The organism is Gardnerella sp. 26-12 (assembly GCF_001660745.1).
GTDB lineage: Bacteria > Actinomycetota > Actinomycetes > Actinomycetales > Bifidobacteriaceae > Bifidobacterium > Bifidobacterium swidsinskii.
In genome coordinates this window covers 923-5,553 of record NZ_LWSR01000116.1, presented here as the reverse complement: position 1 = coordinate 5,553, position 4,631 = coordinate 923, and the positions used below count along the sequence as shown (strand labels likewise).

At 43.5% G+C, this 4,631-nt stretch carries 5 protein-coding genes and 1 pseudogene; all 6 read left to right on the top strand.

Features of this window, described 5'->3' with window-relative positions; genetic code table 11:
- Positions 1–251, top strand: a pseudogene (locus A5295_RS06395) (hypothetical protein); the annotation flags it as partial.
- Between the two features lie 146 nt (positions 252–397).
- Positions 398–664, top strand: coding sequence for a hypothetical protein (locus tag A5295_RS05545; RefSeq protein ID WP_064622084.1), 267 nt, complete (start codon positions 398–400; stop codon positions 662–664).
- A 41-nt stretch (positions 665–705) separates the two neighbouring features.
- Positions 706–1,764 (top strand): hypothetical protein, encoded by a 1,059-nt coding sequence (locus tag A5295_RS05540; RefSeq protein WP_064622082.1) that lies wholly within the window; start codon positions 706–708, stop codon positions 1,762–1,764.
- Between the two features lie 99 nt (positions 1,765–1,863).
- On the top strand, positions 1,864–2,157 hold the full coding sequence (locus A5295_RS05535; protein WP_197479840.1) for a hypothetical protein: 294 nt from the start codon (positions 1,864–1,866) through the stop codon (positions 2,155–2,157).
- 367 nt (positions 2,158–2,524) lie between these two features.
- A complete protein-coding gene (abc-f, locus tag A5295_RS05530) occupies positions 2,525–3,964 on the top strand; it encodes a ribosomal protection-like ABC-F family protein (protein ID WP_064622080.1) in 1,440 nt (479 codons plus the stop codon).
- A 415-nt stretch (positions 3,965–4,379) separates the two neighbouring features.
- Positions 4,380–4,559 (top strand): hypothetical protein, encoded by a 180-nt coding sequence (locus A5295_RS06515; protein ID WP_041160496.1) that lies wholly within the window; start codon positions 4,380–4,382, stop codon positions 4,557–4,559.
- Positions 4,560–4,631 lie beyond the last annotated feature (72 nt).

Below are 4,631 nucleotides of genomic sequence, written 5' to 3'. Positions count from 1 at the left end.
ATGTTTATATGTATATGATTGATTCTTTGCAAAAATCGTTGAAGTCTAAATATTATTGGGGGGATTCAATATCTAATAGGAAAATTCAAAAAGATACATTTACGCTTCCAGTAACTCCTGATGGTGAACCTGATTTTGACTATATGGAACGCTACATTCGAGCCATTGAAAAGTTAACTATTGCAGACGTTGTGAAGTATAAAGACAAGGTTATTGATACAGCCAAAAAGCTGGTAAATTGCCAATCTTAAACCTTTTAACGATAGCCTTTTCCTATCGTTAAAAAGTGCACCCACTATCCATAGTGTGCACTCAAAAAAGTGTAGCTATACTTGGAGTTCTCTCAATCCACGTCGAGACGGTATGTTTACTAACCCGAAAAAATGTCGCAGGGTACGTGAACGTTGATATTGACGTGAAGGAACTGAAGCGAGACAAGCTGCCGCCGAAGGCGACGTACAAGCAGATTCAGGCGTATGTGCTTGACAAGTACGGGCTGAAGGTATCGACGCTGAACATCGCGACCGTGAAAGACGAATTAGGGCTTGAGAAGCAGTTTTCTTACGAAAAGGAAGGCATGGCTGCTAAAAATCGACCTCAATGCCCGAAGGAAAAGCACGATGTAATCATCAAGGCTTTTAAGCACTTCAAGTTGATTCCATAAATGACAGAACACAGCATGAGAAAGGAAATGGAGGAAAAGAAATGACTGATGAATCAGGTAAAAAGAAGCGAACGAAACTATGGGCGGTGATTGGCGTCATAGTGGCAATAGTGATTGGCGTCACAGCAGCAATAGCAGTCGGCTACGGAGGTGCATATCTGTACTTCAACGCGCAAGCGGCGAAGGCCTATGGCGTTCCGCTAGTCGTAAATGCCAAGGGGCTTGACACAGATAGGGGCACAAAAATCTCTGTCCACGCTACTGGAAAAGATTCCAAGGACAATGGTGTGGACAGCGTGTTCTACATAGGTTCAAGTTCTTCCAACATAGCGCTCAAGCCGGGCGACTACAGCCTTGCGATTGAGGCATCGCCCATCGCAGAGGACGGCACCATTTACGACACCAAGGACGCGGTTACAAAGGTAAGTATAGCCAAGGACGGCAAGACCGACGTTGAGAAGGAAATCACCATCGAGCCAATCCCTGCGGAAGAGGTGACAGACGAGCAAATTGAAGCTGCTTATAACGCAGCGAAGGACAGCGGAATCGATGCATCCAAGCTTGACGATTTGAAGGAAAAGGCACAGAAGCGCAGGAATGATGCCGTAGCGGCCAAGAAGGTGGAGGAAGAGAAGAAGGCAGCCGAGGAGAAAGCCGCTGAAGAACAAAAAGCTGCTGAGACCAAAGCGAGCAACAGTGGGTACTCGTTCATGACGGACTACTTCTATGTTGACGTACCATCCAGCTGGAAGTCCAGCGAGTGGAGCGTGAGGCAGGAGGACGACCATACGTGGATATTTAACCACCAGCCTGCCAACGACTACGGCGGAGGGGCGACCGTTTCGGTTGCAAAGAGCGACCCGTGGCCGAACAGCAATTCCACCAAGACGCTAGGCACAACGGGGACGGGGCTGAACGTATACTACACGGAAGCTGGCGCAGGGTTTTTTAACAAGACTGGTGCGACAATCGAACTGACGAAGATGTGGAACCCAGATGACCCAAACTCTGTCCGCGCTGACGGATTTACGAATTCCGATTATCAGAAGATAATGCGTGCTCGCGAGAGACTCAGGCAGGAACAGACGGGCAAGAAGTAAGTTCTTTGAACCTAAGCTGGAACAGTCCATCAAGGAGACGATGTCTAAGCTCAGAAGTGTTCAGTTGGGGCAGGTATCGGTAGATGATGTCTTGGAGTATTGGCTTATTTTGGGCAGGCACTGAAAGGCATCCAGAACGACGCCGAAAAGCGCTTCTACGCCACGTTTATCGACCACATAGAAATTTACGAAAACGCCGATTGGAAGAACGGCGAGGACATCGTCAAGAAAATCCACTTCAAAATTCCGCTGTTATACGGAGGACAGCGAACTTTCGAGTTAACGCATCTTGAAGATGAAAAAGGTAAGCCAACCCAGAAAGTCGTCGAGGCGGAAGACTTCCGGGTTAAGGAAAATACCGACGAGAGTGTCGTATTGATGTCAAGGGCTTAATAGCCGGGTGCATTTTTGCCCTTATGTAGCAGGGGTTTGCAGGGTCTATCGTTAAAAGGTTTAGTATGTGACTACTTTAGGCTGGTTTCTCGCGGTTTTTGAGCACAGCTTGGTTGTTTGAGAGAGCATGTCTACGCTCTAGGGTTGAGTGCACAGGATGTTAACGTTAAAAGGTGCACCCACTTTGCACCCAGCTTTGTGAAATAAGTAAGACGATAGTTAAGTTGCTTGAGGTACTAAGTTATATATGAGGACATGGTATGATAGTGACAATTATTTTCGGAGGTATCAAAAGATGGTAATTAATAAATCCTGTTCTAACTAATGTAGAGAGGTTAAATCCTCTCGGTATTTTCAAGGAGGATTTATGATACGTATTGATGATTTAACAAAAGTTGTAGGTGCAAGAACTTTATTTGCGATTGATCATCTATCTATTGGTGCTTGTGACAAGGTTGGTTTAATTGGTGACAACGGCACAGGCAAAACCACCTTTTTACGCATACTTTCAAGTCTTGATACTGACTACGCAGGGCGAGTTCAAACGAACGACGAGATTAGTTATTTGCTCAACAATTTAGAAGATGAACTCGGTTTTATATATCAGCGTCGTTTTCAGCAGAATTGTAGTAGTCCAGGCGAGCAGCAAAGATTGAAACTGGAGCACCTTTTAGTTGATAATAAAGCATTTTTGCTTATTGACGAGCCTACATCACATTTAGACATTAAGCAAAGAAAGCTATTAGCTAAACGGCTCTATTCTCGCAATAAGGGTTTTATGCTTGTCTCCCATGATCGAGATTTTATTAATCAAACCTGTACGAAAATTTTCGAATTGGTCAATGGGAAAATTGAGGTTTATAGCGGTGATTATTCGTTTTACCTATGCGAAAGAGAAAAGAGGTATAAGTTTGCTGAGAGGGAATATGAGAGTTATGTAAAAGAAAAGAAGCGTCTTTTACAGGTTGCAAATGCAATAAAACAGCAGTCAGCAAAAGTAAAAACCACACCCAAAAGGATGGGTAACTCAGAAGCTAGGCTGCATAAAATGGGTGGGCAACAAAATAAGAAGAAGCTCGACAAACAGGTAAAAGCCACTTTAGAAAGAGTAAATCAACTAGAGGTGAAGAGTAAGCCATATCAAAATGCAGCCATCAAGCTCAATATGGACGAGCGAGAAAAAATTCATTCCAAGGTACTCATCAGGGCAGAAAATCTCAATAAGAGCTTTGATAGCAAGGTGATTTTTAAGAATGTCAATTTTGCGATAGACAATACAAATAAAGTTGCCTTATTAGGTGACAACGGTTCAGGGAAAACCACTTTGCTCAACATGATTCTTAACGGTGAAACGTGGACACATCCGAATTTACGAATTGGTTACTATAGTCAGCTAGGAGAAACACTCGACTATACAAAAACGATTCTGGACAACGTATTACCTTATTCAATCTATGACCAGTCAATGACGAGAATCATCTTGGCTCGTCTAGGTTTCAAAACAAATGATGTGTTCAAGCAGGTGAATGTGCTTAGTGATGGCGAAAAAGCCAAGGTGAAATTGGCGATGCTTCTAACAGGTAACTTTAATTATTTGGTGATGGATGAGCCAACTAACTTTTTAGATATTCGTGCCATAGAAGCCTTAGAAGAGCTGCTTCAAGGCTACGACAGACCCTTGCTTTTCGTGACGCATGATGTGTCCTTTATCAACAATGTAGCGGATTCTTTGTTACTTATCGAGAATGAAAAGATTACTGGTTTTGAAGGTAATTTGCAGCAATATAATGAGGAAAATGAGGTTTAGACGGTCAAGTCTTAACTTTGGTGTAAATTCATTTCCTTCCCTTTATCTGCTATTTTTATGTTCAAACTCAAACAAAAAAATAGGCGGGGCTTCCCCACCATCATGGCGCTTGACCGTGCCATAAGATGCAGGAGGCTGATTAGGTGGGCGCATTTTTGCCCTTGTATACCAGGGGTTTGCGAGCGTTATCGTTAAAAGGTTTAATGCGAAGCGGCTTTAAGCTGGGTTCTCGCGGTTTTTGAGCGTGTTTTGGCTGTATGGGGAAAGATGTCAAAGCTCTAGGGTCGAGTGCACAGGATGTTAACGTTAAAAGGTGCACACACTTTGCACCCACCCTGTGAAGTGGGGAAATATAGCTCAAAAGGTAAAATGAAACCTGATTGTTAGTATGTGTACGAGGAGGTGTTTAAGGATAATGGACAAGCTCGTTCGTTTTTGCCGTGAAGTAGCGACATTCGGCTTGACGGTTGCCTTAATCGCGATGCTGATTGCCTTAATATGGGATGGCACACTTGCTATTAGAATTGGTTTTACCTCTTTTGTTATTGGTGTCACAGTGATCTCGCTTAAGACTGTCCTTCGAAAGACTGATTGAATTTTGTTTGGTTCAAGTCAATAGTTGAATATCTCACGTTGGGTGACTATTACTGATCTCTGTCAGTAATAG